23 protein-coding genes and 1 tRNA gene are annotated in these 26156 nt (G+C 67.1%); 10 read left to right on the top strand and 14 right to left on the bottom strand.

The window, feature by feature from the left end; all coding sequences use genetic code 11:
• Nucleotides 1-4: 4 nt before the first annotated feature.
• Nucleotides 5-1378, bottom strand: a complete 1374-nt coding sequence (gene radA, locus ABIB29_RS08635) for a DNA repair protein RadA (protein ID WP_354171875.1) — start codon at nt 1376-1378, stop codon at nt 5-7.
• A gap of 51 nt (nt 1379-1429) precedes the next feature.
• Nucleotides 1430-2557: an FUSC family protein gene (locus ABIB29_RS08640; protein ID WP_354171876.1), complete on the bottom strand. Its 1128-nt coding sequence runs from the start codon at nt 2555-2557 to the stop codon at nt 1430-1432.
• Between the two features lie 254 nt (nt 2558-2811).
• Between ABIB29_RS08640 and pstS the strand changes: the two genes are divergently transcribed.
• From pstS to pstB, 4 genes are all read left to right on the top strand, one after another.
• Nucleotides 2812-3930, top strand: coding sequence for a phosphate ABC transporter substrate-binding protein PstS (gene pstS / locus ABIB29_RS08645; protein ID WP_354171878.1), 1119 nt, complete (start codon nt 2812-2814; stop codon nt 3928-3930).
• Nucleotides 3931-4072: 142 nt separating this feature from the next.
• Nucleotides 4073-5005 (top strand): phosphate ABC transporter permease subunit PstC, encoded by a 933-nt coding sequence (pstC, locus tag ABIB29_RS08650; RefSeq protein WP_354171880.1) that lies wholly within the window; start codon nt 4073-4075, stop codon nt 5003-5005.
• On the top strand, nt 5006-6115 hold the full coding sequence (pstA, locus tag ABIB29_RS08655; RefSeq protein WP_354171881.1) for a phosphate ABC transporter permease PstA: 1110 nt from the start codon (nt 5006-5008) through the stop codon (nt 6113-6115).
• Nucleotides 6116-6171: 56 nt separating this feature from the next.
• Nucleotides 6172-6951 (top strand): phosphate ABC transporter ATP-binding protein PstB, encoded by a 780-nt coding sequence (gene pstB / locus ABIB29_RS08660; RefSeq protein ID WP_354171883.1) that lies wholly within the window; start codon nt 6172-6174, stop codon nt 6949-6951.
• Nucleotides 6952-7043: 92 nt separating this feature from the next.
• Here pstB and ABIB29_RS08665 read toward each other — a convergent pair whose 3' ends face one another.
• From ABIB29_RS08665 to ABIB29_RS08675, 3 genes are all read right to left on the bottom strand, one after another.
• Entirely contained in the window at nt 7044-8057 is a 1014-nt protein-coding gene (locus tag ABIB29_RS08665; protein WP_354172036.1) for an inorganic phosphate transporter, read from the bottom strand.
• Nucleotides 8058-8061: 4 nt separating this feature from the next.
• On the bottom strand, nt 8062-8679 hold the full coding sequence (locus ABIB29_RS08670) for a DUF47 domain-containing protein (RefSeq protein ID WP_354171885.1): 618 nt from the start codon (nt 8677-8679) through the stop codon (nt 8062-8064).
• 408 nt (nt 8680-9087) lie between these two features.
• On the bottom strand, nt 9088-9744 hold the full coding sequence (locus ABIB29_RS08675; protein ID WP_354171887.1) for a hypothetical protein: 657 nt from the start codon (nt 9742-9744) through the stop codon (nt 9088-9090).
• A 234-nt stretch (nt 9745-9978) separates the two neighbouring features.
• Here ABIB29_RS08675 and ABIB29_RS08680 point away from each other — a divergent pair.
• Nucleotides 9979-10051 (top strand) — tRNA-Lys (locus ABIB29_RS08680).
• Between the two features lie 81 nt (nt 10052-10132).
• Here ABIB29_RS08680 and ABIB29_RS08685 read toward each other — a convergent pair.
• Genes ABIB29_RS08685 through ABIB29_RS08695 form a run of 3 tightly spaced genes read right to left on the bottom strand, consistent with a single transcriptional unit; the run spans nt 10133 to nt 14357 of the window.
• Complete coding sequence (locus tag ABIB29_RS08685; protein ID WP_354171889.1) at nt 10133-11662, bottom strand: carboxyl transferase domain-containing protein; 1530 nt, start codon at nt 11660-11662, stop codon at nt 10133-10135.
• A 2-nt stretch (nt 11663-11664) separates the two neighbouring features.
• The gene (locus ABIB29_RS08690) at nt 11665-12897 is read right to left on the bottom strand and encodes a CaiB/BaiF CoA transferase family protein (protein WP_354171891.1); all 1233 of its coding nucleotides are present in this window, start codon (nt 12895-12897) and stop codon (nt 11665-11667) included.
• Between the two features lie 47 nt (nt 12898-12944).
• Entirely contained in the window at nt 12945-14357 is a 1413-nt protein-coding gene (locus ABIB29_RS08695) for an SLC13 family permease (protein ID WP_354171893.1), read from the bottom strand.
• A 124-nt stretch (nt 14358-14481) separates the two neighbouring features.
• Here ABIB29_RS08695 and ABIB29_RS08700 point away from each other — a divergent pair, with 124 nt between their 5' ends.
• From ABIB29_RS08700 to ABIB29_RS08710, 3 genes are read left to right on the top strand one after another with little or no spacing between them, the layout of a single operon-like run.
• The gene (locus ABIB29_RS08700; protein WP_354171894.1) at nt 14482-15189 is read left to right on the top strand and encodes a FadR/GntR family transcriptional regulator; all 708 of its coding nucleotides are present in this window, start codon (nt 14482-14484) and stop codon (nt 15187-15189) included.
• 54 nt (nt 15190-15243) lie between these two features.
• The gene (locus tag ABIB29_RS08705; RefSeq protein ID WP_354171895.1) at nt 15244-15753 is read left to right on the top strand and encodes a MarR family winged helix-turn-helix transcriptional regulator; all 510 of its coding nucleotides are present in this window, start codon (nt 15244-15246) and stop codon (nt 15751-15753) included.
• Between the two features lie 50 nt (nt 15754-15803).
• On the top strand, nt 15804-16064 hold the full coding sequence (locus ABIB29_RS08710; protein ID WP_354171897.1) for a hypothetical protein: 261 nt from the start codon (nt 15804-15806) through the stop codon (nt 16062-16064).
• A 184-nt stretch (nt 16065-16248) separates the two neighbouring features.
• On the opposite strand, the gene ABIB29_RS08715 is transcribed toward ABIB29_RS08710, so the two are convergent.
• Nucleotides 16249-17421: a GGDEF domain-containing protein gene (locus ABIB29_RS08715; RefSeq protein ID WP_354171899.1), complete on the bottom strand. Its 1173-nt coding sequence runs from the start codon at nt 17419-17421 to the stop codon at nt 16249-16251.
• 180 nt (nt 17422-17601) lie between these two features.
• On the opposite strand from ABIB29_RS08715, the gene ABIB29_RS08720 reads away from it, so the two are divergent.
• Nucleotides 17602-18624, top strand: a complete 1023-nt coding sequence (locus tag ABIB29_RS08720; protein WP_354171901.1) for a PHP domain-containing protein — start codon at nt 17602-17604, stop codon at nt 18622-18624.
• A 128-nt stretch (nt 18625-18752) separates the two neighbouring features.
• Here ABIB29_RS08720 and ABIB29_RS08725 read toward each other — a convergent pair whose 3' ends face one another.
• Together ABIB29_RS08725 and ABIB29_RS08730 are read right to left on the bottom strand one after the other, a co-directional pair.
• Nucleotides 18753-21782 carry an alpha-amylase family glycosyl hydrolase gene (locus ABIB29_RS08725; protein WP_502915584.1) on the bottom strand — a complete coding sequence of 1010 codons (3030 nt, stop codon included), beginning with the start codon at nt 21780-21782 and terminating at the stop codon, nt 18753-18755.
• A gap of 318 nt (nt 21783-22100) precedes the next feature.
• Nucleotides 22101-23198 (bottom strand): lactonase family protein, encoded by a 1098-nt coding sequence (locus ABIB29_RS08730; RefSeq protein ID WP_354171903.1) that lies wholly within the window; start codon nt 23196-23198, stop codon nt 22101-22103.
• A gap of 62 nt (nt 23199-23260) precedes the next feature.
• Between ABIB29_RS08730 and ABIB29_RS08735 the strand changes: the two genes are divergently transcribed.
• Nucleotides 23261-24094 carry a putative protein N(5)-glutamine methyltransferase gene (locus ABIB29_RS08735; protein ID WP_354171905.1) on the top strand — a complete coding sequence of 278 codons (834 nt, stop codon included), beginning with the start codon at nt 23261-23263 and terminating at the stop codon, nt 24092-24094.
• On the opposite strand, the gene ABIB29_RS08740 is transcribed toward ABIB29_RS08735, so the two are convergent.
• From ABIB29_RS08740 to ABIB29_RS08750, 3 genes are all read right to left on the bottom strand, one after another.
• Complete coding sequence (locus tag ABIB29_RS08740; RefSeq protein ID WP_354171906.1) at nt 24095-24583, bottom strand: YtxH domain-containing protein; 489 nt, start codon at nt 24581-24583, stop codon at nt 24095-24097. It lies immediately after the preceding gene.
• Between the two features lie 122 nt (nt 24584-24705).
• Nucleotides 24706-24969, bottom strand: coding sequence for a GlsB/YeaQ/YmgE family stress response membrane protein (locus ABIB29_RS08745; RefSeq protein ID WP_307457956.1), 264 nt, complete (start codon nt 24967-24969; stop codon nt 24706-24708).
• Nucleotides 24970-25168: 199 nt separating this feature from the next.
• Nucleotides 25169-26140, bottom strand: coding sequence for an aldo/keto reductase (locus ABIB29_RS08750; RefSeq protein WP_354171908.1), 972 nt, complete (start codon nt 26138-26140; stop codon nt 25169-25171).
• Nucleotides 26141-26156: the final 16 nt, after the last annotated feature.

The following is a 26156-nucleotide window of genomic DNA, read 5'->3' on the forward strand; positions in this document are numbered from 1 at the left end:
AGCCTCAGCTGATCAGCAGGCTCAGCGCTTCTGTCAGGTGACCCACTTCCCGCACCGAGAAGCCCGCCGGCACCGGGCCCGGGCCGTTCGGGCTGGCGGGCACCACGGCATGGGTGAACCCCAGCCGGTGGGCTTCATGGATCCGCTGGTTGATGCCGGGCACCGGGCGGACCTCACCGGCGAGCCCCACTTCGCCAAAGGCGATGAGCCGCTGCGGCAGGGGCTTTTTGGCCTTCGCCGAGGCCACGGCCAGTGCGACGGCGAGGTCTGTGGCAGGCTCGCTGAGCTTCACGCCGCCCACGGTTGCCACGTAGGAATCGTCCTTGTTCAGCAGGCAGCCGGCCCGCTGCTGGAGCACGGCCAGCAGCATGGCCACCCGGGAACTGTCCAGCCCGCTCGTGGCCCGGCGCGGCTGTGAGCTGGAACTTTCGGCCAGCAGGGACTGCACCTCGGCCAGCAGCGGGCGGCGCCCCTCCAGGGTCACCGTGATGCAGGTGCCGGAGACCGGCTCCTTGGTCCGGGAGACAAACAGCCCGCTCGGATCGGCCAGGCCCACAATCCCGTCCTCGTTCAGGTCGAAGCAGCCGACATCGTCCGTGGGGCCGTAACGGTTCTTGACCGCCCGCAGCAGGCGCAGCCGGGAGTGGCGTTCGCCTTCGAACTGGCACACCACATCCACCAGGTGCTCCAGCAGCCGGGGACCGGCGATGGAGCCGTCCTTGGTCACGTGCCCCACCAGCAGCGTGGTCATGTTGCGGCGTTTGGCCGCGGCGATCAGGGAGGCGGCGACCTCCCGGACCTGCGAGACGCCGCCGGCGCTGCCTTCCACGTCGGCGCTGCTCAGGGTCTGCACGGAGTCCACGATCAGCAGCCGCGGCTCGAGCTTCTCGACCTGGCCCAGGGCCTGGCCGAGGTCCGTTTCGGCGGAGAGGTACAGGGATTCCGCGACGGCGTCGATCCGGTCCGCGCGGAGCTTGACCTGCGCGGCGGACTCCTCGCCCGTGATGTAGAGGACGTCCTGCGCGGTGCGGGCAAACTTGGCGGCGACGTCCAGCAGCAGGGTGGACTTGCCGACCCCGGGTTCGCCCGCGAGCAGGATTACGGCGCCCGGGACCAGCCCGCCGCCGAGCACGCGGTCCAGTTCGTCCACGCCGGTGGGCAGGAACGCCGCCGTGGTGGCGTCGACCTCCGCGATCCGGCGGGCCGGCTCCAGTACCGTGGTGGCCGCCGTCGTGCGCGCTACGGCGCCGCCGGTTTCCTCCACGGTGCCCCAGGCCTGGCACTCACCGCAGCGGCCCACCCACTTGGCCGTGGTCCAGCCGCATTCGGCGCATTTGTAGCCCGGCGCCTTGGTAGCCCGGGAAGTCTTGGTAGCCATTGCTCCACCCTATCGGCGCCCGCCGACAGGCACGCTCCCGCGCCGCCGCAGCTACAGCGGAGGAAGGATGTCCCGGGCTTCCCGGGAGTCGACGCCGGCTGCCTCCAGCAGGTCCACCATCAGCGGGCGGAACAGCATGACCACGGTTTCGCCCTCGAGCCGCTGCACGTCCAGCAGCCGCGGGTGCAGCCGTCCGGCGATTTCGCGCAGTTCCGTCCGGGCCGTCCGCAGGTGCGCGCGGCGGACGCCGTCGTGCACTTCCGCCAGGCCCAGGGAGAGTTCGTCGACCGCGTCGGCCGTGTCCTGCAGGACGTCGGCGATGTTCTGGGTGGCGTCGTCGGACAGCGCCGCATGGTTGATGGCGCTGGTCAGGCGGCGGGCAAAGACGCGGCTGTTACGCAGGGCGAGGTCGATGTAGTCCAGCGACTGCTCCATCTGGTCCAGCTCGTCCCGGTGCCGGCGGTAGGCGGGCGCCAGGGTGGCGACTTCGCCGGAGGCCCGCAGGGACTGGCGCATGGCATCGATGAGGGGCTGGCAGTTCCGCCCGCGGATGAGCGCATGCCAGGCCTGGGTGGAGTCGCTGTAGCTCAGCGCTGAGGCGCATTCGCGCAGGACCTCGGCGAGCTCGTGCAGGATCTTCTTGACGTCGTTTCGGGGTTCCCGGCGCGGATCCTTCGGGATCAGGACCGTCACGAGCAGGGCGAACACGCCGCCCACGATGGCGTCAATGCTGCGGGTGAACGGCCCCCCGGCCGGCGCCGGCAGAAGGACCACCAGCAGGGACTGCAGCCCCAACTGGGTGGTAAAAATGGTGCCGCTGTCCAGGAACCTCGCCAGCAGGATCGAGAACAGCAGCACGACGGCGGCCTGCCACATCCCGGCGCCCAGCCAGTGCAGGAGCAGGTCCCCGACCACAATGCCGATGGTGCATCCCAGGCCAACCTCGATCACGCGGCGCAGCCGGGGGTCCCGGGAAAAGCCCAGGGAGATCAGGGAGGACGTGGCGGCGAAGAGCGGGCCGCTGTGGCCCAGCACGTACTCGGCGAACGCGTAGGCGCCGACGGCGCAGGCGGTCATCTGGATGGCCGGCACGAGGGAGTTCCGGCTCCGGACCAGGCCGGTGCGGACGCGGCCGCGCAGGAATCGGGCGCTTGCGGAAAGTCCAATAGCGGGGGCCATGCGCTTTAGTCTATTGGCCGTTGCGCCGGCGGCTCGTCTGCGGGATCCACTACGGCTGTGACGTGCCTAACGCAATGGCGCCCCGGCGCATGTAAGCCAATGTCCCGGCGTCGTTAACCCTTCGTTCATCTTGGTCGGACATTCTCTTCATCTGGGGCACCTAGATTCAATGAAGGTACAAACCGTACGCATCCATGCCCGGTCTTCTCCGGCCCGGCACGCATTCAGAAAATCCCTGGAAGGGGTACATCTAAGTGAAGGCACTCCGCTTCGGCCGCCACGCGGCTATCGCTGTCATCTCAGCCGGCGCTCTCGCGCTGACCGCCTGTGGCTCGGACAACGCAACGGGCACCGCTCCTGCCGCCCCCGCGGCGTCCGGTGCACAGGTTTCGGGCACGCTGACTGGCATCGGCTCCTCCGCACAGGGTGCCGCCATGGACGCATGGAAGACCAACTTCGCCTCCGCGAACCAGGGCGCCACCGTGCAGTACTCCCCGGACGGTTCCGGTGCAGGCCGCAAGGCACTCCTGGACGGATCCGCCCAGTTCGGCGGCTCCGATGCCTACCTCAAGGACGAAGAGTACGCCAGCTCCACCACCCAGTGCGGCCCCGACGGCGCCGTCAACCTCCCGGTCTACATCTCCCCGATCGCCGTGGCCTTCAACCTGCCCGACGTCAAGGAACTGAACCTCGACGCCGTCACGGTCGCCAAGATCTTCCGCGGCGAGATCGCCACCTGGAACGACCCCGCGATCGCTGCCCTGAACCCCGACGCCACGCTCCCGGACCTCGCGGTCACCCCGGTGAACCGCTCGGATGACTCCGGCACCACCACCAACTTCACCGAGTACCTGGCCGCCGCAGCCCCCGAGGCATGGACCGACAAGGCCTCCGGTGTATGGCCGGCCGCCCTCCAGGGCGAGAACGCCAAGGGCACCTCCGGTGTGGTCAAGACCGTCACCGACACCCCGGGCGCCGTGACCTACGCCGATGACTCCGCCGTGAGCGGCAAGCTGGGCGTCGCGCAGATCAAGGTGGGCGAAACCTTCACGAAGATCTCGGCCGAGGCTGCCGCCAAGGCAGTCGATGCCGGCAAGCCGGTTGAAGGCCGCAACGCCAACGACCTCTCCATCAAGCTGGACCGCACCACCACCATTGAAGGCGCGTACCCGATCGTGCTGGTTTCCTTCCACGTCGTCTGCAGCACCTACGCCGACCAGAAGACCGTGGACCTCGTGAAGGCTTTCGAGAGCTACGTCGTCTCCGACGCCGGCCAGACCGCGGCCGCTGATGCCGCCAAGTCCGCTCCGCTGTCCAAGACCCTGCAGGACAAGGCCCTCAAGTCCATTGAATCCATCAAGGTAAAGTCCTAGGGATCCCTAACGCTGACAGGCATAGTGGAAACACTCGCCTGTTACTGGTTCCCTGTCCCGGTCCGGCTGTCACCGACGGCCACACCGGGGCAGGGAACCAATGTGTTTGTCCGAAGTACACAAAGATCTGAAGGATCGTGAAGTGACCACCACCTCCCTGACCACGTCCCGGGGCGCAGGCCGCGCCGGCGATAAGGTCTTTTCCGCAGCCACCTTGGCCGCTGGGTGCCTGATCCTGGCCGTGCTCTTCGGAGTAGCGCTCTTTCTCCTCATCCAGGCATTCCCCGCCCTTGTGGCCTCCCCGGACGAGATCCAGGGCGGCGAAGGCTTCTTCGCCTACATCTGGCCGATCGTCATTGGCACCCTGATCGCGGCCGTCATCGCCCTCGTGATCGCGACGCCGGTCGCGATCGGCGTCGCGCTCTTCATCTCGCACTTCGCCCCGCGCAAGCTCGCTTCCGGCCTGGGCTACGTGATCGACCTGCTGGCCGCGATCCCCTCCGTGGTCTACGGTGCCTGGGGCGCCGCTTTCCTGGCCAAGGAGATCTCACCTGCCTACAACTGGCTGGCCAACAACATGGGCTGGCTGCCGATCTTCCAGGGCCCGGCCTCGGCCACGGGAAAGACCATCCTGACCGCGGGAATCGTGCTGTCCGTCATGATCCTGCCCATCATCACGTCGCTGAGCCGGGAGATCTTCCTGCAGACCCCCAAGCTGCACGAAGAAGCCGCCCTGGCCCTCGGGGCAACCCGCTGGGAAATGATCCGGATGGCCGTGCTGCCCTTCGGCCGCCCCGGAATCATCAGTGCCGTCATGCTGGGCCTGGGCCGCGCCCTCGGCGAGACCATGGCCGTCGCGCTCGTGCTGTCCTCGGGCGCGCTGACCGCGAGCCTCATCCAGTCCGGCAACCAGACCATCGCCGCCGAAATCGCACTGAACTTCCCTGAGGCCAGCGGCCTGAAGGTCAACACGCTGATTGCCGCCGGCCTGGTCCTGTTCGTCATCACCCTCGGCGTAAACATGGTCGCGCGCTGGATCATCAGCCGGCACAAAGAATTCTCGGGAGCCAACTAAATGACCGCCACCCTGACCCCCGTCAAGAAGCGCTCGGCCCTCACCAAGGGCCAGCTCCCGAAGTGGGCCCCCTACCTGGTTCTCGGCATCGCCCTGGTGCTCGGCGCAGCGGTCCTGGCGCTGATCGGCTTCAACGCCCTCGGCTGGGGACTCGTCTCGGCGATCATCTTCGCCGTCGGCCTCGTCGGCTGGAGCGCCGCCGTGGAGGGCTCACGCCGCGCCAAGGACAAACTGGCCACCTGCCTTGTGGTGGGCGCGTTCCTCGTTGCGCTGCTGCCCCTGTTCTCCGTGATCTGGACGGTCCTGGTCAACGGCCTGCCGGGACTCACGGACCCCGGCTTCCTTTCCACCTCGATGAACGGCGTCACTGGGGCCTTTGACAACAAAACCGTCGAGGAGGGCGCCCCGGTGGTCGGCGGCATCTTCCACGCCCTGATCGGCACGATGCTGATCACCGCGATGGCGACCGTAATCTCGGTGCCGGTGGGCCTGCTCACCGCCATCTACCTCGTGGAGTACGGCAACGACCGCCCGCTGTCCCGCGCCATCACGTTCTTCGTGGACGTCATGACCGGCATCCCCTCGATCGTGGCCGGCCTGTTTGCGGCGGCGTTCTTCTTCGCCGTCGTCGGACCGGGCACCAAAACCGGTGCCGTCGCCGCTGTCGCGCTCTCTGTGCTGATGATCCCCGTGGTGGTCCGCTCCAGCGAGGAAATGCTCAAGATCGTCCCGAACGAACTCCGCGAGGCGGCCTACGCCCTGGGCGTGCGCAAGTGGCGGACCATCCTCAAGGTGGTCATCCCGACGGCGATCTCCGGCATCGCTTCCGGCGTCACCCTCGCGATCGCCCGGGTGATCGGCGAAACGGCCCCGATCCTGGTCACCGCGGGCTTCGCCACCTCGATCAACTACAACGTGTTCAGCGGCTGGATGGCCTCATTGCCTACCTTCATCTACACGCAGATCCTCAACCCCACCTCGCCGTCCAACCCGGACCCGTCCTCCCAGCGGGCCTGGGGAGCCGCCCTGGTCCTCATCATCCTGGTGATGCTGCTCAACCTCGGCGCCCGCCTTATTGCCCGCATGTTCGCCCCCAAGACCGGCCGCTAACCCGGTACCGGGGACCCAAATCTTCAGCCCGTACCTCCAGCAAGTGAAGGAACATCATGTCTAAGCGCATCGACGTCAAGGACCTGAACGTCTACTACGGAAAATTCCTGGCCGTCGAAGACGTCAACATCAACATCGACGCCAAGTCCGTCACGGCCTTCATCGGGCCCTCCGGCTGCGGCAAGTCCACCTTTTTGCGCACCCTGAACCGGATGCATGAGGTGATCCCCGGCGCCCGCGTCGAGGGTGAAGTGCTGCTCGACGGCGACAACCTGTACGGCCCCGGCGTGGACCCGGTCACCGTCCGTGCGCAGATCGGAATGGTGTTCCAGCGTCCCAACCCGTTCCCCACGATGTCCATCCGCGACAACGTGCTGGCCGGCGTGAAGCTCAACAACCAGAAAATCTCCAAGGGTGAGGCCGACGTGCTGGTGGAACGCTCCCTGCAGGGCGCCAACCTCTGGAACGAGGTCAAGGACCGGCTGGCCAAGCCGGGCTCCGGGTTGTCCGGCGGCCAGCAGCAGCGGCTGTGCATCGCCCGGGCCATCGCCGTGGAGCCGCAGGTCATCCTGATGGACGAGCCGTGCTCCGCGCTGGACCCGATCTCCACGCTGGCCATTGAGGACCTCATCAACGAGCTCAAGGACCAGTACACCGTGGTGATCGTGACCCACAACATGCAGCAGGCCGCCCGTGTGTCGAGCAAGACGGCGTTCTTCAACATCGCGGGCACCGGAAAGCCGGGCCGGCTGATCGAATACGGTGACACCCACACCATGTTCAGCAACCCGACCCAGAAGGCCACCGAGGACTACGTCTCCGGCCGCTTCGGATAATCCCTCTGCCCATCGGTTGCTCCGCAACTGCCGTTTTGAGCCCTAAAAAGGGGCACTTGTGGAGCAGTCGATGGGGTCAACCGGCGGGGCCGCTAGAGCTCCGCGAGCGGTGACAGGGACAGTCCCAGTACAAACGCCACTGCCGCGGTGACCGCCGGCGTGATCACCCAGAACGTCAGCACGCGGATCACCACCTTCCGGTTGGTGGCGGGGAAACCCTGGTTGGCGCCTGCACCCAGCACGGCTGACGTGACCGTGTGCGTTGTGGAGATGGGCCAGTGCAGTCCGATGGCGCCCACCAGCAGGATGACCGAGCTGAACAGCTGGGCCACCGAGCCGCGAAGGGGATCCATCCGGATCATCCGGTAGCCGATGGTGTAGGAGATCCGCCAGCCGCCGGCCAGGGTCCCGGCGGTCAGCAGGACCGCGGTGAACAGCGCCACCCAGATGGGCATCTCGCTGCCATCGGACAGCCCGGACGCCAGCAGCGCCAGGATCAGGACGGCGCTGGTGCGCTGGCCGTCCTGCAGGCCGTGGGCCAGCGCCACGGCGCCCACGGCGATGCTCTGGGCCCGCCGCGAGCGGCTGTTGACGACGTTGGGCGGTGTGTACCGGGCCGCCCAGGTCGCGGGCCAGACCAGCAGATAGGCGCCGATGAACGCGATCAGCGGGGAGAGCAGCAGCGGAAGCACCACTTGGACGAGCAGGGATGAGTCAACGCCCCCGACGGCGTTCCCGCCGACCGCTATGCTTGCGATGCCGCCGCCGGCCAGCCCGCCAACGAGGGCGTGCGTCGAGGACGAAGGGATGCCACGCCACCAGGTGTAGATTCCCCAGACCACCGCGCTGACCAGTCCCGCCACCAGGATAGTCAGTCCGTTTTGCCCCGGGGGGAGCTGTACCCAGGTCTGGCTGATGGCAAGGGCCAGGCCCGCGCTCAGCCCGGCGCCGACGAAGTTGAAGAACCCGGCCAGCAGCACGGCGACGGTGGGGGTGAGGGCCCGGGTCCGTACGGCCAGCGCCACGGCCGCCGAGGCGTCCCTGAAGCCGTTCAGGAAGGCGAATGCCCCGGCGAAGACCACCACCAGGGCAAACAGGAAGATCATCACGTCAGGATTCCTTGACGATGATGCTGCCCACCTGGGTCGCGACCTTTCGCAGGTCCCTGGTGACGTCGACCAGCTGCTCGGCGATGTCCCGGGTACGTGCGTACCGGGTCGACTTCATTTCGTTGAGCATGTCCGCCACCCAGACCCGGTGCGAGCGCTCGGCGCGTTTGGACAGGCGGAGGACCTCGATCCAGTAGTCCTCGAGATCGTCCAGGTTGTCCAGCCGCCGCATGGCGTCCACGGTGAGTTCGGCCTGCCTGCTGATGATTTCCAGCTGGTCCGCGGCGCGTTTGGGCAGCCGGTCCAGTTTGTAGAGGGACACCATGTCCGCGGCGGCATTGAGTTTTTCCATCGCCTCGTTGAGGTACCGGGAAAGGGCATACATGTCCTCGCGGGGGAGCGGGTTCACGAAGGAAGTCCGCATGTGGGTCAGCAGCGCGAAGTGCAGCTCCGCGGACTTCGCCTCATGGTTGTGCATGTCCTCCACCAGCCGGGCGTTCTCACTGGCCGGGGCGCCAAGGATCTCCGAAAGGGTGCCCGTGGCCAGGACAATCTGGCTCGCCAGCTGGGCAAGGAGGTTCAGCCCGGCGGGCTCCTGGGGGAAAAGGCGCAGCTTCACGTGTGATTACCGGTCTTCGGGAGGGAGGTGCACGGGTGGTGGCTGCCGGGCGTGTGTGGTGAGGGTGACCCGCGCATGAGGATTACTTTACCGTCCGGCCTGAAAGCGCCGGGAAAGCGCTCCGGCGGCCCCCGGATTTATGACGGGGCGCGGTGAACACGGCCGGAACGGGAGGCTGCTGACCCGGAACGGGGCGGGGACACGGCCGGCCCGCGGGTTGTGCCGCAGCGGGCATGAAAATGGTGCCGAACCGGATACGCCTCTCGGCGGTAGGCCGCTCTAGGCGGCTAAATGTTGAAGCCCGGGGGTTTCGCGGTTCGGCACCGCCTTTAGTTTTCTACGAGGTACGGCACAAGTCAACATTGACAGTCCGTGGGTGGCGTGCCTACCGGGTGGCGTGCGGGGAACTCAGTCGAGCTCGCCCAGGCGCCAGGCGTTGGCGGCATGCTCGAGGTCCTCGGCGGTCTTGACCAGGAGGTGCGAATTGCGCGTGAGCTTGCTCGCATGGGTCTCATTGCTGTGTTCGGCGCCGTCCGCCAGGGTGGCCTGGCCCAGCGCCACCACGCGGCAGAACGCGGCGGAACGTTCCAGCGCGACGTCGAACTCGCCGTCGAACGCTCCGGACAGGATGGCGTCCGCCATCGACTTCATCTCGTCCGCTCCGGGCGGCTCGGCGGCACCGGCCACCACGTGCGATACCTGCGCGGTGTCCTTGCCGGCCTTGAAATAGACGGAGATCCGCTCGGGATCCTGGATGGTGGCGGCGCGGATGGCGTAGAGGCGCCAGAGTGCTCCGGGGAGGGAACGCGCCGGGCTTTCGGCCCACATCTCGGCGATGGCTTCCAGGCCCTGTTCATCGGCGAGCTTCACCAGCCGTTTGGTCACGACGGGGTCGTCGCTGTCGCGTCCGCGGCGCACGAGGGCCTGGGCGGCGAGGTGGGCGGCTTCGGAGATGCGGGCAGGATCGGCCCCGCCGGCGAAGGGCTCAAATTCAATGGGCGCGAAGGGCTTCGGCTTGTGGTGCCGGTGCGGTCCGGGGGCGCTGGATCCTGCTTGCTCGCTCATGCCACCACGCTACTCCAGTGCTGTCGGGGAATCGAGCGTGCGGATTGTCAGCGCCTTGGCGGCGCCTCAGCGGGCGCGGGCCGGCGCAGGACCCGTGGCCCGGCGCCCGACGTCGGCCTCCGTGCCCGGTGCAAAAACCCGCCCCGGTCTGGGGTACAGTATTAACGTCCAGAAATGGACTGGGCTGATCGGCCCTTGAACAGCGGTTTTTCCGTTGTTTCAGGGCTTCGGCTGGGGCCTTTAGCTCAGTTGGTAGAGCATCGGACTTTTAATCCGTGGGTCGTGGGTTCGATCCCCACAGGGCCCACCCGCGGAGCAGGCCAGAGGCGTATTGCCTCTGGCCTGCTTCTTTTTTAGGCGCTGTGCGGGCCGGGCTCCTGGCAACCCCCTAGATAACGCTGTTGCTGACGACGAGACCGCCAAGGTGCCGGTACTTGTGCAGCCGTCTGGGGAGGAGCTCGGCCACGGGAGCCAAGGAGAGGGTAGAGAGTTCGTATTCGATGGCCTGCCCGAGGCGCTGGCAGAACGCCTTGGCCTCGAGCGCAGCGTCGCTGCGTTCGTCTACGACGTGGTCAACGAGTCCGTTGGCGTAGAGCGATGCCACGTTGACGCCTTGGGCCTCGGACATTGCTGGGGCAAAGTCGGTGCTCCGGTGGACGATCGCGCTGGCGCCTTCTGGCGGCAGCGGGGAGAGCCAGGCATGCTGGGCCGCGATGGTGCGATCTGCCGGCAGGAGGGCAAGGGCGCCACCGCCGGCACCCTGGCCGAGCAGCACTGACACTGTGGGCGTTTGCAGCCCAATCAGATCGTGCAGTGACCTCGCGATTTCACCAGCCAGGCCGCCTTCCTCGGCTTCCTTAGACAATGCTGCTCCTCCGGTGTCGATGACGGTGAGCAGCGGCAGGCCGAGTTCCTCTGCGAGCCGCATTCCCCGCCGGGCCTCCCGGAGCGACGCCGGTCCCATTGCAGTCTTCCGGGAGGGCCGGGGCCGGGTGTGCCCGATGACCACGCAGGACTTTTGGCCGAAGCGGGCCAGTGCCAACAGCAGGCCCGGGTCCTTCTCCCCCTGCCCGGTGCCGTTGAGCGGCAGCACATCGCGCTCGCCGTAGGCGAGCAATTGGCGCAGGTCGGGGCGGTGCGGATTGCGGGAGATCTGGATGGACTCCCAGGCGCTGGCGCCGGAGGGCTTCACGGTGAGGGTGCGCGGCGGGACGACGCGGGAGTCCGGGCCGGTTACCAGGATGCTGAGCGCGCGGTCGACGACGTCGGACAGCTGCGACGGCGGCACCACCGCGTCGATGAGTCCCTTGTCGAAGAGGTTTTCAGCCACTTGGACGTTCTCCGGAAAGGGTGTGCCGTGGAGGGCCTCATAGACGCGGGGGCCGAGGAAGCCAAGCAGGGCACCGGGCTCGGCCACGGTGATGTGGCCAAGCGATCCCCATGACGCCATGACGCCACCGGTGGTGGGGTGCCGTAAGTAGACGAGGTACGGCAGCCCGGCCTGCCGGTGGGCGCGGACGGCCGCACTGATCTTGACCATGGACAGGAAGGCCAAGGTTCCTTCCTGCATGCGGGTGCCTCCGGAGGCAGGGCCGGCCAGCAGCGGGAGCCCTTCGCCGGTGGCGCGTTCGACGGCGCTGGCGATGCGTTCGGCTGCAGCCAGCCCGATGGAACCGGCGAGGAAGCGGAACTCGCTGACGATCACGGCAACACGGCGGCCGCGGATGAGGCCTTCGCCGGTGAGGACGGACTCGTCGAGGCCTGTCTTTTCGCGGGCGGCCGTCAGTTCCGCGCCGTACTCCGGACTCGGATCAGGGTCCGATACCGGAATATCCCAACTCCGGTAGGAGCCTGGATCCAACACGGCGGCGATGAGTTGCGTCGCGTCCAGATGCCGGGCCTTTTGTTCTGCACGCACGTTCAGTGACCCTCCTGGTCCGGGAAAGAGGCCTTGGTGGGTAAAAGCCCGAGCCACTGCCGGATCTGATCTCCGTCCTGGTTCAGCAGGGGCGGCGCGATGTGCGTTTTGAGTGTGGTTTCTGCGGTGTCGGCCGCTGCGAAGAACCGCAGGGGCGGACCGGGAAGGCTTACGGTGCCCAGGATTTTGTGTTCTACGTCGATCACGAGCCCCTGGGAATGGACCTGCTCCCACTCATAGACCTCGTCCAGGCTGCGGACTTTTCCGGCCGGGATGCCGGCGTCGTTGAGCTTGGCCAGCAGGGGTTCGGCCTCGAAGTCGGAGAATGCGTGCTCGATTTCTTCGATGACTTTCTCGCGGTTGCGAACCCGGTCCGCGTTGGTGGCAAATTCCGGCCGGGAGGCGTCAATTCCAAAGGTGGAGGCGAATGTGTTCCACAGCTTTTCGCTGCCCACACTGATCTGCACGCGGCCCTGCCGGCAGTGGAACAACCCGTAAGGTGCGATGGAGGGGTGATGGTTCCCTTGGGCCTTGGGGACCTCACCGGCGACCGTGGCCCTGGTGCCTTGGAAAGCGTGGACCCCGATCAGCGCCGCCAGCAGGGACGTGCGGACGATCTGGCCCTGCCCGGTCCGTTCGCGCTGCAGCAGTGCGGCCAGGGTCCCGAACGCGCCGTACATGCCGGACAGCAGGTCGGCGATGGGAACGCCCACCCGCTGGGGATCGTCCGGGCCGGACCCGGTCAGGGACATCAGCCCAGCCTCGCCTTGCAGGATCTGGTCGTAGCCGCTGCGCCGGGATTCCGGGCCGTCGTGGCCGAAGCCGGTGATGGACAGGACGACCAGCGCCGGGTTCAGCGCGTGCATTTCCGCGGCGGAGAAGCCCAGCCGGTCCAGAACGCCGGGGCGGAAGTTCTCGATGACGACGTCCGCGCGTTCCAGCAGTTCGCGCAGGACGGTCCTCCCGTCATCATTCTTCAAATCCAGGGCGATGGATTCCTTGTTGCGGTTGCAGGACAAGAAGTACGTGGCCTGGGGATCGTCTTCGGGACCGACGAACGGCGGCCCCCAGCCGCGGGTGTCGTCCCCTGTGCCGGGGTTCTCGACCTTGATCACCCGGGCGCCGAGGTCGGCCAGCATCATGCCGGCGTGCGGTCCGGCGAGGGCGCGGCTCAGGTCCACTACAAGGTAGCCCGACAGCGGGCCTTCGGCGCGGGAAGTGGATTCAGTGCTCATAGTGGTAGTCCTCTATTTTGCGTTGTGGGGCGGGCTGAGTGAGCGAGCTACATCCAGCCCGGGACCACCATGACCAGCCAGGCGATAGCGGGTCCGACAGCGACGACGATCCCGCTGTAAGCCAGAATCTGCTTGTAGAACTTGTCCTTGTCCACGTCGTCCGGGGCGTTGGCGAGAACCAGGGCGCCGTTGGTGGAGAACGGGGAGACATCGACGATCGTGGAGGCCACGGCCAGGGCGGCGATGACCCCTACGGCGCCGATATCACCGGTGGCCAGGAACGGCACGGCCAGCGGGATCAGGGCCGCGAGGATGGCGGTGGAGGACGCGAACGCGGACACCACGGCTCCGACGTAGCAGATCAGCAGTGCCGCCAACAGCGGCATGCCCAGTTGGGCCACGCCGTCGGACACGAACTTGATGGTGCCGGCTTCTTCCAGGACGCCCACGAAAGTGAGCATGCCGCAGATAAGGAGCACAGTGGACCAGCTGATCTTGTTGACGGCGCCCTTCTGGGCTGCCGGGGACACCAGGGCCAGGATGATGGCGATAGTAATGGAGACGAAGCCGACGTCCACTTTGAAACCGAGGGAGATGACCGCCAGGGCGATCAGCCCCAGGACGGTGACCAGTTGCGGCATGGAAGCGCGGGAACCGTCGGCTGCCCGTGATTCGGCCGAGGAAGAACCGGTCGCCGTCAGCTCCCCGGAGCCGCCCGAGGTGCCCTTCGACGAAACGCCGGCCGCGGAAATGTCCGATCCGGAGCCCTGCAGCGTGACGCCCGCCACGCGGGCGCCAATGCTGACGGACATGCGCTTTTCAGCAGCCTGCTCCACGAGGCGGCCGCCGGTGCTGGACAGCAGTTTGCTTCCCCCGAGGACGATGAACAGAACGAGGGCTATGGCGAGGTTGAAGATGAAGCTCGCCAGGAAGATCGCCATAGGGTTGGCTTCCAGCTCGGTCTTGGCGATGATGCCGTTGACGGTGACGCCGTAGACGGCGATAGGGGAGAACCCGCCTGCCTGCGCGCCGTGGATCACCATCATGCCCATCATGAGCGGATTTATTTTGTGCTTGGCGGCGAAGCTTAGGGCGATTGGAGCGATGATGGCGACGGCGGCGGGCGAGAGCGCACCAACTGCGGTTATCACCGCGGTGATGGCGAACATTACCCAGGGGATGAGAGCCACCTTGCTGCCCACCATCCGCACCGCACCACGGACCAACAGGTCAATGGTGCCGTTGTTCTGGGCAATCGCGAACAGGTACGTCACGCCGACGATTGTGAGGAACAGCCCGCCGGGGAAGTTGGCAAGGATGTCGTTGGTGGACATTCCGAGTACGACCGAACCGAGCAGGAAGGCCCCCACGAAGGCCAGGGCGCCCATGTTGAGGGGCAGCACCGTGGCCAGGAGGAACATCACCGCCAGAATGATGATGGAAAGGACTGGAGCGGACATCTTCGTTCCTCCGGATAGAAAGTTATTGTGAATTGGATCACTGGCCTAGCCTCCTAGACACTAAGTGTCCTTGTCAATAGTTCTCCGGTAGTCTAGGTGTCAAGCCCTTGCCGAAAGGAAGCTCATGCCGAAGATGCCAGCACCTCACCAGATTTCCAGGGTTTCGCGCCCTCGTCTCTATGAACAGCTTGTGGAACAGATCATGGAGTACATTGAGGCTGCGCAGATGGGCCCCGGCGATACCCTGCCCCCTGAGCGTGAACTTGCCGAGCGGCTCGGCGTTTCGCGGGCCACGCTGGCCCAGGCCCTCGTGGCACTGGAAGTGCTCGGCGTGATCGACGTCCAGCACGGCACGGGCGCGGTGCTGGTGTACCGTCCGAATGTTCCGTCGGTGATCAAGGGCCTGCGTGAGCACCGAAACCGGCTGCCGGAGATCGTTGAGGCGCGGAGCACGCTCGAGGTGAAGCTTGCCGAGCTTGCCGCCGCGAGGCGGAGCAAGGACGACATGAAGGCCATCGACAAGGCGCTCGATGCCATGGCGGAAGAAGTGGCCTCCGGCGCCAAGGGCGCGCGGGGCGACGAGCTATTTCACCAGGCCGTGACCGCTGCTGCGCACTCGGCCGTGCTTGCCCAACTGATGACCTTCATTGCAGGCATGATTTTGGAGACGCGCCTCGAATCGCTCGGGCAGCCTGGCCGTCCTGAGCAGTCGCTCGCTTCGCACCGCAAGATCGCCGACGCAATCCGGGAACAAAATTCCGCGGGGGCTGCTGCGGCAATGCTTGAGCACATCGATCTGGTTTCCGACGTCGCCCTTTTGAAGAACGGCTAAAGGCTTTGCGAAACCGCACGATGGACTAGTAATCAGGTCAGCTAGGATTGCCGGATGAATGCGCACAGCCCCTCCGGTTCCGGGTACTGGTATGGACCCGACGACAGGCTCGACCCGCCCGGTGCAGTGCTGCAGGCGTTGCGCGAATACCGCAACGTGGAAGTCGCCCGGCGGCGCTCCACGAGGGATTCCATGGGGATGGGCGAGACGGACCTGCTGGCGCTGAGGTACCTGCTGCGGGCCCAGACCGGTGGCGAACAGGTCGGGCCCAAGGACCTCAGCCGCGTCCTGGGCATCACCACGGCCTCCACCACCTCGCTGATCGACCGCCTTGTGAGCAGCGGCCACGTCCGCCGCGAGCCACACCCCACGGACCGGCGCTCCCTGGTGATCGTTCCCACGGTGGCCACGGATGCGGAAGTTCGGGCCACGCTGGGGGACATGCACCGCAGCATGATGGCCGTCGCGGAGGGGCTGAGTGCCGAAGAGGCGCGGATCGTGGTGAGCTTCCTGCGGCGGATGAGTGAAGCCATTGCCGAACTCCCGAACCGCCCCAGTGAATAATCAGGCCGGTAATTAGCTAGTCTGTCTAGTTATATGTAGGCTTACTAACTATGTCTGATACGCGTTTTTCCGGCTGCTCCGTGGCTGAGCTGGCATCCGCCTCCGTGACTCCCGTGCAGTCCCAGGCCGCGCCGGTCCACTGCGGAATGCCCATGGAGTGGAAGACGCCGATGTCGGCCACCATGTCCGTATACTCCTTCACGCCGGCCGACGCCGCGGCAGAGCTGCCGCCGCTCTGGCGCTGCGGTTGTGGTTTCCAGCTGGATGGGATGGTGCACACGTCCAGCATCCTGTCCGAGCTCAGCCGTTGACGCTGCCCGCCGCGGTGGCACTGGCCGAACGGCCCGCCGGCACTACGTGAGCCCGCAGCAGGCGGCCGGCCGGCAGCCCGGTGAGCCTGGCGACGTCTATTCCCCCCGGCCTGGTGCTGCTGGAGGGCCTCACCGGGCCAAGGCGTTCCCGGGTGACCCGCGCGCGCTGACTGCTGCGGACAGCTCAGCTCGTCTGCGTCCCCGCGGCAGTGAATCCGACCGCGGCCCGGTTGCGCCCGTCCGCCTTGGCGTTGTACAAGGCCCGGTCGGCTTCCCGAAGAAGACGCTGCAGCCCCGCGTGCCGGTCACGAGCGTCGACGACGCCGAAGCTCGCCGTCGGCACGTCCACGCCAGCGGGCAGGGAACTGTGCTCGGCCAGCGAGGCATTGATCCGGCCGGCGATCCGGACGCCCTCTTCGGCGTCGACGCCGTCGAGCAGCAGCGCAAATTCCTCCCCGCCGTAGCGGCCCACAAGGTCCGCGTCCCGCACGGCCGAGCGGCAGGCGTCGGCGAACGCCCGCATGACGCCGTCGCCCGCGTCATGCCCAAAGCGGTCATTGATGGCTTTGAAACGGTCCAGGTCCGCCATCACAATCACGGTGTTGACGCCGGCTGCGAGATTGGCCCGGAGCCTGCGCTGGGCCTGGTACGTGAATTCCACTCGGTTCAGCAGCCCGGTCAGCCCGTCACGGTAGGCCATTTCCTGCAGGTCCTCGGTCCGGCGGGCGTAGTTCAGCGAGGTGATGCTGGAAGACACGACTACCAGCAGGACCATGGCCATCAGCAGGGTTACGCCGGTGCCGAACGGCCCCTGGGACAGCGGATCCTCCGGGCCGAGCACTGCCAGCCCCACCGTCCGGCTCAGGTAATAGGCGGCACAGCCGGCAGTTGCAACGGCGAGGGACCGGACAAGGTGCCAGGAATCTGCCCGCTCACGCCACAGTTCCAGAGACGCAAGGCCGATCGCGGCCCCCATCATCGCGAGGAGGGCGATGCTGCCCATGCGGGCGTTGTCGGTGGAGCGGACGGCGGCGTCGATGGCGACGGCCGCCGTCGCCGCGACCCCCAACAGCCAGGGCCGGATCCGCCGGCCGGCCAGCGAGCGGGTCCCGGCCCAGACACAGCCGGAGCCCAGCACCATCACACCGTTCCCCGCACTGGGCGCCCAGGTCGCGGACTGCACCTCACCCATGAAGTAGAACGTGGCGGCCAGGAAAAAGGAGGCGACAGCCCCGCACCACCAGCCGGCAAAGGGAGCCCGGCTCTGGCGGTAGGTGTCGAAATAGAAAAGGACCAGCATGGTCAGCGTCATCACGGCGAAGACCACCATGAGCGTAGACCGGTCGAGAAGCACCATCACTTGAAGTTTCCCTGCTGCCGGAGCTGCCCGCCCCACGGACCGCCGGCGTAGTTCCCCACCGGATCAAGCCCCGGCCGGGACAAGTCTCTCAGAACGCGGCCCCCGCTGCCCCGAACGGCATGGCAACGGGGCGGCGCAGGGGTCCCCGAGCGGCGGCGGGAGGTGCAAGATGGTGCCATGGATGCCGTCGACGCCCTCAACGAGATTGCCTTCTGGCTCGAACGCGAGCTTGCCCCGACCTTCAAGATCCAGGCGTTCCGAAAAGCCGCTGGAATCATTGCCGGACTGGCGCCAGAGGATCTGGCAGCCCGGGCTGCGGACGGCCGGCTCAGGAGGACCAAGGGGATCGGCGACCGGACCTATCAGGTCATCCGGGAAGCGCTCGACGGCGGGGTGCCGGAGTACCTGGGCGGACTGCGCAGCCGGGGAGCCCAGCCGCTGGTGCCGGGAGGGCATGAGTTGCTTGCCTCGCTGCGCGGCGATCTGCACAGCCACAGCGACTGGTCCGACGGCGGATCCCCGATCGAGGCCATGGTGGGCGCCGCCCGGCTGCTGGGCCGCGAGTACCTCGCGCTGACCGACCATTCGCCCAACCTCAAGATCGCCAACGGGCTCAGCGCCGAGCGGCTGGCGGAGCAGCTCGAGATCGTCGCGGAGATCAATGCCCGCAACGACGGCGGGTTCCGCCTCCTGCGCGGCATCGAGGCTGACATCCTCGAGGACGGCAGCCTGGACCAGACCCCGGAGATACTGGACCAGCTGGATATCGTGGTCGCGAGCGTGCACTCGAAGCTTCGCGCGGACAAGCGCACCATGACCCGGCGGATGCTCGGCGCGATCGCGGACCCGCACATGAACGTGCTCGGCCACTGCACCGGACGTCTCATCCAGGGGGGCCGGGGAACGCGTCCGCCGTCGGAGTTCGACGCCCGGAAGGTCTTCGCCGCCTGCGCGGAGCACAACGTCGCCGTCGAAATCAATGCCCGGCCCGAACGCCAGGACCCGCCGGGAGCCCTCATCGAGGTGGCCCTCGACGCCGGCTGCCTGTTCAGCATCGACAGCGACGCCCACGCCCCGGGCCAGCTCGATTTCCTGCAGTACGGGGCCGAGCGCGCGGAACGCAACGGCGTGCCGGTGGAGCGGATCGTTACCAGCTGGTCCCTGGACCGGCTGCTGGAATGGGCCGCGTCCAGGCGCTGACTGCCGGTGCGCGGTCCCGCCCCGGAGGGACATGCCCTCCGGGTGCGGGGAAGTGTGGACATAGTGCTGTTATGCCCAGTCTTCGGCGCGGGGACTGGGCATGTCCCGCGGCCCCCTTGGAGTGCTGGTTAGTCGGCGCGGATCAGGTGGCTGACGTGGTCGTAACGGAAGGTGATCTGCCCGCCGTCGTGCGTGAAGTTGACGTTCCCGCCGCCCGGGACGCCGCCGGCGCCGTAGTTCTCCGTCCAGGAGCGGTTGAGGGCCGCTTTGAACCCGTAGCTGCCGGCCGGCAGCGTGGTGGTCAGCTTCCAGACCAGGTCCGTGGGGTCGAGGGTCAACTGGGCCATGTCACAGTCCGGCATCCAGTCACCCGCGCAGCCCAGTTCCGAGTTCATGTCGCCGGCGGCCGCGACGGCCCCCGGCTGCTGCGAGTCGTACCCGGCGCTCAGCAGGTGCGTGCTGTTGTCGTAGCGGAAGGTGACCGGGCCGCCGGGGTGGCTCAGGGTGATGTTGTTGCCGTTCAGCGCTCCGCCCGCGCCATAGTTCTCGGTCCACGATCCGTTGAGCGCGGCTTTGAACTCGTAGCTGCCGGCAGGCAGGTCCGCGGTCAGCCGCCAGATCCTGTCGGCCGGATCCAGGGACATGAAGGCGCTCGGGCATTCGGGCTGCCAGTCACCCGGGCATCCCATTTCCGAGTTGAGACTGCCGGCCACGGTAACCGAAGCGGGCTGCGGAAGCTCACCGGCCACAACGGTGCGGGTCTCGCTGGCCACGTCGCCCGCGCCCGGGACGTTCATCAGCGCCCGGTAGCGGAGCTGGGTGCCGTCCGGCAGGCCCAGCGCGCCCAGATCGTCGACGGTGGTGTAGGCGGGGGAGGAGCTGTCCTCACCGATTTTCGACCATTCGCCACCGCTGATGCTGCGCTCGAAGCGGACGAGGTAGTCGGCCTTTTCCGGGCTGGCGACCGCGCTGACCTCGACCTTGCCGTTGACGCTGCTTCCCTCTTTGGGGGCCACCAGGTTCAGGACGGGGGCCGGGACGGTACCCGTGCGGGGCTGGCTCACGGAGGTGTGGCCGCCGTTGTCCAGCACCACCGCGCGGTACTCCACGGCAGTTCCGGCGTTCAGGCCGGCGACGTCGTGGAAGACCTGGTAGGGGGCGGTGTCATCGGTGCCGATCGACGCCCAGGCGCCGCCGGCGGTGCGTGCCTGGAAGGTCACCTCGTAGAACGAACTGCCGCCGACGTCGGCCCCGATCCGCAGGCGTCCGTTGTCCCCGGGGGCGGGTGCCGGATCCTGGAGCGCGACGGCGGGGGCCGCCTTGGAGCGCGGGATGCGGCCGGAGGATTCGTACACGACGGCGGAGAGCGGCGGCACCGTCACGGTGAGGTTGCCGTCCGAGTCGGTCCTGGATTCCGCCGGGGCATCCCCGTAGATCCGGCTGAATGTCCGCTTGCCGACATAGGTCGGCACGGCCGCTGTCTGGGGCTGTCCGCTGTTGTTGACCGAAACCACGTACTCGCGCTGGTCACGGGCATCGATCCTGGTGAAGGCGTAAATGCCTGACTCTTCGGAGGCGTAGCGGTTCTGGTGGGCGCCGTTCCGCAGTGCCGGGTGTTCCGCCGTCAGCGCGGCGAGGGTGCTGATGCCGGTGTACAGCGGGTGGGCCGGGTCGAAGTTGTCCGTCGCGTGGGTGGCGTCGGTGCCGAGAAGGTCGTCGTCGAGATAGTCCGCCACCTGGCTCGCGAACAGCGTCTGGCGGGCATCCTGGTCCCCGCCCGGGCCGGTGAATCCCTGTTCGTCACCGTAGTAGACCACCGGGTTGCCGCGGGAAAAGTACATCAGCTCATGGGCGAGCCGGTCGCGGGCGACGCGTTCGGCGTCGTCCGCCTGGGGGTTGTCGGCCGTGATGAAGCTGCCGATCCGGCCCATATCGTGGTTCCCCAGGAAGGTGGGCAGTTGGTAGGCGTTGGAGTCCGCATCGGTGTACCAATCGTCCCCGGCAAAAAAGGTCTCCAGGCCTTTCGCGGCCTGGCCCCGGGAGGCGAAGTTGCGTGCGGCGTCCTGGAACGGGAAATCCAGCACGGCCTGCATCTTGTTGCGGGTCGTGAACTGCGAGGTGAAGCTCTTTGACGTGTCGAAGACCTCGCCAAACATAAAGAACTCGTCCTTGCCGTGGGCTTTGGCGTAGTCGAGGACTTCCGGGCCGAACTTCTGCCAGAACTCGTCGTTGACGTGCTTCATGGTGTCGATCCGGAAGCCGTCCACGCCGAAGTCCCGGATCCAGTCCTTGTAGATGTTGGCCATTCCGTCGACCACCCGGGGGTGCTCCGTGAACAGGTCATCGAGGCCGAAGAAGTCCCCGTAGAACGAGTTCTCGCCTTCAAAGGTGGTGTCGCCGCGGTTGTGATAGAGCGTCGGATCGTTGAGCCATTCGGGGACCTTGAGGTTCTCTTCCCCGGGCGCCAGTTCCGGCGTATAGGGAAAGGACGTCGCCGCATCCAGGGCCGGGAAGCCCTCCGTGCCGGCATAGTCGCGGTCGTCAAAGGGGACCCCGGCGGCGGTCAGGTAGGGGTCGGCGTCCTTGGAAATGTAGGCGGCGCGGCCCGCCTCGCCCGCGTAGCCGATGACGTCCGCGGTGTGGTTGGTGATGATGTCGAAGTAGACCTTCATGCCGCGGGAATGGGCCTCGTCGATGAGCATCTTCAGCTCCTCGTTGGTGCCCAGGTGCGGATCGATCTGGGTGAAGTCGGTGATCCAGTAGCCGTGGTAGCCGGCCGACTTGTCCTCCGGCTGGACCGCTTTGTTCTTGAAGCTCGGGGTCAGCCAGATGGACGTGGTGCCCAGGCCCTGGATGTAGTCGATCTTCTCCCGCAGTCCTTTGAGGTCTCCGCCGTTGTAGAAACCCTTCCGGGTCGGGTCAAAGCCGGAAACCATCGGATCCGCGCCGAGGCCGCCGTCGTCGTTGGCGGTGCTGCCGTTGTTGAAGCGGTCCGCCATCACAAAGTAGAAGCGCTCGTCCGTCACCGGTCCGCGGAGCGAATGGACGGCCGCCGGGTCGTTCGGGGCGGGTGCCGCCTGGGCCGGGTGCATCGGGATGACGACGGCTGCCGCGGTCACGAGCGCCGCCGTCACGGCGGCTCCGCCGCGGAGGAACATGGCACGCCACTGCCGACGGCTGGGCGCGGGCGCTTTGCCCCTGCTGGTACTGCGGAATAACACGATGGAGACCTTCCGGTTAGCGACGTTGCCTCTGTGAAGGGAGATGCGGAGAGAGGCTACTGAGAGCCAAGTCACAACTGTAAGCGCTTGCACGGAAGTTATTCCAGCGAATGGTCAGAAAATCTTCGGGTCATGGGGTCATGGGGTCATGGGGTCACTAGGCGCCGGGACATGCCCTCCGGGTGCAGGGAAGGCTGGACATAGTGCCGTTGTGCCCAGTCCTCGGCGTGAGGGTTGGGCATGTCCCCCCTAGGGCTACCGGGTGGGTAAGGGGTGCCCGCCCGCCGGGACCAGCGCGGTGGGGGAAGCCACGTCCAGCCTGCCCACGGCTTCGCCGGGGAGTCCGCTCTCCGGATCCAGCGGGTACGTCACCACATCCCCGGAGCGTTCGTGCGCCACATGCAGCCAGCCGTCCCGGACCAGATGATGCCGCGGCCAGTCGCCGCCGCTGGGGACGTCGGCCACCGGCCGGACGACGCTGCCGCCCTCATCCAGCTCAAGCACGCTGATCCGGTTGGAACCCCGCACGCCGACGTAGGCGTGCCTGCCGTCCGCGGCGAGGGCAATCTCAGCCGCGGAGTCCCCGGGAAGGGCACCCGCTGCCGTCGCCGGGACCATGCCGGCCAGGCGGAATGTCCCGGATTCCCGGGACCGCTGCACCACCACGGCAACGTCAATCGAGTACTCGGTCACCACCAGCACAGTGCCCTTGGGGTGCTGGACAAGGTGCCGGGGGCCGCTGTCCCGGGGGAGGGCCAGTTCGTGGTCCAGCCGCAGCCCCTGCACGGGCACGTAGTTCCAGACCCGCAGGAGGTCGTGCCCGAGGTCGGTGGTCATCACCCTGCCGTCGTCGAGCATCAGGCTGGCGTGGGCGCGGCTGGGACGCCCGGCCAGCGTCGAGGCGGCCGCCGCGTACCGTGCCGAGATGCCGCCGTCGTCGTTCAGTTCGTACAGCAGGACCTGGCCGTCGCCCCAACAGGCCACCACCAGGAAGCGTCCCTGCGGGTCGACGGCGACATGGCAGGCGGCGTCTCCGGCCGGCCAGCCTGGGCCCAGGGGTTCCAGGCCGAAGTCGCCGGACCGGCGGTATGCCGTGACGGTCTGCGCCGCCTCGCCCACGGCATAGACCACGTCGAGGGCGGGGTGCACCGCGAGGAACGACGGCGAGCCCGCCGCGGCGGCGACCCCCAGCCAGCGCAGCGTTCCGTCAGTGCCGGCGCGCAGGGCCCCGATTCCGGTGCCGCGGCCGCCGCCATCGGCGGTGTAACAACCGGTCCAGATCAGCTCGTCCGCGGGGACGGCGTCCGGCGGAACTGGCAGGGAAGCTGCGGTGGCGATTCGTAGGGTGGCCATGGTGCCATCCTGCCACTTCGATAGCATGAGATTCCGGCACCATCAGCGGAAAAGGGGGGCGCATGACAGCTCTGCCTGCGCCCCGGCCCGCGGTTATTCTGCGGCTGCGGGCGGCCGGATGCGTCTTCGCGGAGGAGGAAGCGGGGCTGCTGTCCGCCGCCGCCGCGACCCCGGATCAGCTCGATGCCCTTGTGGAGCGGCGCGTTTCCGGACTGCCGCTCGAGCACATCCTGGGCTGGGCGGAGTTTTGCGAATGTCGGATCGAAGTGGAGGAGGGTGTCTTTGTGCCCCGCCGCCGCACCGGGCATCTGGTCCAGCAGGCCGCGCGGCTCCTGGCCGATGCCGGCAGCACCGGCCGCGCGCCGGTTGTCGTCGACTTGTGCTGCGGATCAGGGGCGGTCGGCACCGCGCTGGCGGCGCTGGTGGGCCCCCTGGAGCTCCACGCGTCAGACATCGACCCCGCAGCGGTGCGGTGCGCGGTCCGCAACATCGTTCCGCTCGGCGGCGCCGTCCACGAAGGGGACCTCTACGACGCCCTCCCCGCGCGGCTGCGCCGGCAGGTCAATCTTCTTGCCGTCAACGCCCCGTACGTTCCTACCGCGGAAATCGGCACGATGCCGCAGGAAGCCCGCCTGCACGAGCCGCGGGTTTCCCTCGACGGCGGCACAGACGGGCTGCAGATCCAGCAGCGGGTGGCCGCCGCGGCGCCGCACTGGCTGGCGCCGGGCGGCCATCTGCTGATCGAGACGAGCCGGCGGCAGGCATCGCGGACCGTCGAGCTGTTCATCCGCAACGGACTCACGGCCCGGGTGTCCAGCTCCGCGGAGCTGGACGCCACGGTGGTGATCGGAACAGCCGCGGTTGGCGCAACGGCGCGGCCTGCAGGCCCGGTGTAGCTAGGAAACCTTGTCGGGATCCACGTTGGTCGCGGCTCCGGCCGGGGTGGCCCCGCCTTCGTCGGACCAGTCCTGCCCGTACTGGTCGTTCAGCGCCGGGTCGGACTCGACGTCGGCGGCAGCGGAAGCAGCAGACGCGGACGAAGTCCCAAGGTTCACGGTCTCCGGATGCGTGCTGTGCGCGGGGATGCCCGCAGCCGCGTCGTCAGGCTTTCCAACGCCTGCAGTCCCGGTGGGGGTGTTGTCACGGCGGACGGCTGAACCGATGACCGTCCCGGCGCGCCGGGCCGCCTCGCCGAGCTGTTCAGAGACCTCGGGTGCTTTTTCCTTTACTGCTTCGGTCGCCGCCGTCACTTTGTCCTGGACCGGCTGGCTTTCCCAAAGGGCTGACGCCCGTGCCTTGAGCTTCTCGTAGGCTTCCCGCCCGGACCGTGACCCAAGAACGTAGCCTGCGGCGATTCCGGCTCCAAAAAGAACTTTGCCTTTCATGCTGTACTCCTGCTCCTCGGTGGTGCTCAAAAAATGTGGTGGTTGTTAAAACGTGGTGATGCCGTGTGCCAAAAAACCGGCCCCAGGAAGAATCCCGGGACCGGTTTTCGGTCGCGTCAGCTTTAGCGGGCCGAGCGCTTGGTGATCATGCCGTAAACGAGCAGGACGATGATCGCACCGCCGATGGCCAGGAGCCAGGTCGACAGCGAGAAGAACTCGTTGATGCCAGTGCCGAACAGCAGTCCGCCAATCCAGCCACCCAGGATGGCGCCGACGACGCCGAGCAGCAAGGTGATGAAAATGCCACCGCCCTGCTTGCCGGGGAGGATTGCCTTAGCGATTGCGCCGGCGATGAGGCCCAGAATCAGAAATGCAAAAAAACCCATTTTTGTTGTTCCTTCTTCTTTCATTGAGGAGACACCCGGGTTGCCGGGTGCGCTTCATCCTTCTTCCCTAATACTAATCATGCTTAGCATAAAAGAGCCACTCGGTGGAGGAAAGCATTCCGCGGCGCGACTCTTTTTAAGCCGTCCGGACCGGCCGGGACGGGTTCATTCCGTGGCCGGTACTGGCCGCCGCGCACCGTCACCACGCATAATCCTCCGGCGCGGTCCGGTACCCAGGGAAGATATGGTCCAACTGCTCGAGCGCGCCGGCGTCGAGCACCAGGTCCAGGGCGCGGAGGGCCGACTCGAGCTGCTCCCGGGTGCGGGGGCCCACAATCGGCGCGGTCACGGCGGGCTGGTGCAGCAGCCAGGCCAGCGCGACGTCCCCGGGATCCCGGGCCAGCTCACTGGCGAAATCCTCGAACTGGCGGATCTGTTCCTGGTGCTGCTTGAGGGTCGCGAGGGAACGGCCCTCGGCGCGGCGCACGCCGTCGTGCCCTTTCTTCAGCACCCCGCCCAGCAGTCCACCCTGCAGGGGCGACCACGGGATAAGACCCAGCCCGTATTGCTGTGCGGCCGGAATGACCTCCAGTTCCACGTTGCGGGTCAGCAGGTTGTAGATGGACTGTTCGCTGACGAGTCCGTAGCTGTGCCGGCGTGCGGCAGCTTCTTGCGCCTGGGCGATGTGCCAGCCGGCGAAGTTGCTGCTGCCCGAATACAGGATCTTGCCCTGCTGGACAGCGACGTCGATCGCCTGCCAGATTTCATCCCACGGCGTCATCCGGTCCACGTGGTGGAACTGGTAGAGGTCGATGTAGTCCGTCTGCAGCCGTTTCAGGCTCGCGTCCAGGGCACGGCGGATGCTCAGTGCGGAAAGCCTGGACTCGTTGGGCCGGTCCGCCATGGTGCCGTAGAGCTTCGTCGCCAGCACAGTCCGCTCCCGGCGCTCGCCGCCCGTGGCGAACCAGCGGCCCAGGATTTCCTCGGTACGGCCCCGGTGACCGGAGCCGCCATAGACGTTTGCGGTGTCGAAGAAATTGATGCCCGACTCCAGCGCTGAGTCCATGATGGAACGGGCATCGGATTCCTCGGTCTGCGGCCCGAAGTTCATGGTTCCCAGGCAAAGCCGGGAGACTTTCAGGCCGGACCGGCCCAATTGCGTGTACTGCACGCGGTGGTCCTTCTCG

This window comes from Arthrobacter sp. UYEF36 (genome assembly GCF_040547025.1).
GTDB lineage: Bacteria > Actinomycetota > Actinomycetes > Actinomycetales > Micrococcaceae > Arthrobacter.